The following is a 1475-nucleotide window of genomic DNA, read 5'->3' as shown; positions in this document are numbered from 1 at the left end:
GGCCTGGACGATCTGGACAAACTGTTCTTGCGCGGTCGTTGATGAATCAGTTCCCACCTGCGATTTTCCTGATGGGGCCGACCGCCGCCGGCAAGACCGACCTGGCCATCGAACTCACCAAAGTCCTGCCCTGCGAGTTGATCAGCGTCGACTCGGCGCTGGTCTACCGTGGCATGGACATTGGCACCGCCAAGCCTTCCAAGGAACTATTGGCGCAATATCCGCATCGTCTGATCGATATTCTCGACCCGGCCGAGAGCTATTCGGCTGCGGAATTCCGTCGTGATGCACTGGAAGCCATGGCCGATATCACCTCGCGTGGAAAAATTCCGCTGCTGGTGGGCGGCACAATGCTCTATTACAAGGCTTTGGTTGAAGGCCTGGCGGATATGCCGGCCGCCGACCCCGACGTCCGTGCGCAAATTGAAGAAGAGGCTGCACGCCTTGGCTGGCAAGCCTTGCACGAACAATTGGCGGTGATTGATCCGGAGTCTGCGGCTCGAATACATCCGAACGATCCCCAGCGGTTGAGTCGGGCACTGGAAGTTTATCGTGTCAGCGGTCAAAGCATGACCGCCCTGCGTTTGCGACAATCTGTGCAAAGTACCGAAGCAGCCGCTTCGGGACAGCAACAATTGCCCTATACTGTTGCGAACTTGGCCATTGCTCCGGCAAATCGCCAGGTACTGCACGAGCGAATTAAACAAAGATTCACTTTAATGTTGGAACAGGGATTCATTGATGAGGTCGTAGCCCTGCGTAAGAGAAGTGACCTGCATGCCGGGTTGCCGTCTATACGTGCAGTAGGCTACCGCCAAGTCTGGGACTACCTGGATGGCAAGCTGACGTCAGCCGAGATGCAGGAGTGTGGAATCATTGCCACGCGCCAATTGGCGAAACGCCAGTTCACCTGGCTGCGCAGTTGGACTGATCTGCATTGGCTGGACAGTCTGGATTGCGACAATCTGCCGCGCGCCTTGAAATACCTTGGGGCCATCTCCATATTGAGCTGAGTCCTTGCAATTGCCGTCTATCCTTGGGGGTGTGACGGTCCAAGCCATTTGTTTACCTATTTTTTTATATTGAATCCTTAAAGGAGTGCGGCACATGTCAAAAGGGCATTCGCTACAAGACCCTTACTTGAACACTTTACGTAAAGAGAAAGTTGGGGTGTCCATCTACCTGGTCAACGGTATCAAACTGCAAGGCACGATCGAGTCCTTCGACCAGTTCGTTATCCTGCTGAAAAACACCGTCAGCCAGATGGTCTACAAACACGCGATCTCTACAGTGGTGCCGGTTCGTCCAATTCGTCTGCCTAGCGCAACCGAATCCGATGCAGGTGACACTGAGCCAGGTAACGCCTGATAGGAGTCTCCTTTGTTCTTTGAGCGCCACGGTGGTGGTGAGCGAGTAATCCTCGTTCACTTGGATGGACAGGACCCTGAGGCGCGCGAAGATCCGCAGGAGTTTCA

At 54.6% G+C, this 1475-nt stretch carries 3 protein-coding genes; all 3 read left to right on the top strand.

Annotated elements, in window-relative coordinates:
* The first annotated feature begins 41 nt into the window (after positions 1-41).
* Positions 42-1013 (top strand): tRNA (adenosine(37)-N6)-dimethylallyltransferase MiaA, encoded by a 972-nt coding sequence (gene miaA / locus ACRESJ_RS26905; RefSeq protein ID WP_431760566.1) that lies wholly within the window; start codon positions 42-44, stop codon positions 1011-1013.
* Between the two features lie 94 nt (positions 1014-1107).
* Entirely contained in the window at positions 1108-1368 is a 261-nt protein-coding gene (gene hfq, locus ACRESJ_RS26900; RefSeq protein WP_008016896.1) for an RNA chaperone Hfq, read from the top strand.
* Between the two features lie 12 nt (positions 1369-1380).
* On the top strand, positions 1381-1475 hold a 95-nt coding region (locus ACRESJ_RS26895), incomplete at its 3' end, for a hypothetical protein (protein ID WP_431758875.1).

The sequence above is a fragment of the Pseudomonas sp. genome, from assembly GCF_050739655.1.
GTDB lineage: Bacteria > Pseudomonadota > Gammaproteobacteria > Pseudomonadales > Pseudomonadaceae > Aquipseudomonas.
This window is presented reverse-complemented; position numbering and strand designations above follow the sequence as displayed.

What these genes read in the sequence shown, in the direction of transcription:
- miaA (WP_431760566.1), top strand. Translation starts at nt 42, where the DNA reads ATGAATCAGTTCCCACCTGCGATTTTCCTGATGGGGCCGACCGCCGCC.
- hfq (WP_008016896.1), top strand. Translation starts at nt 1,108, where the DNA reads ATGTCAAAAGGGCATTCGCTACAAGACCCTTACTTGAACACTTTACGT.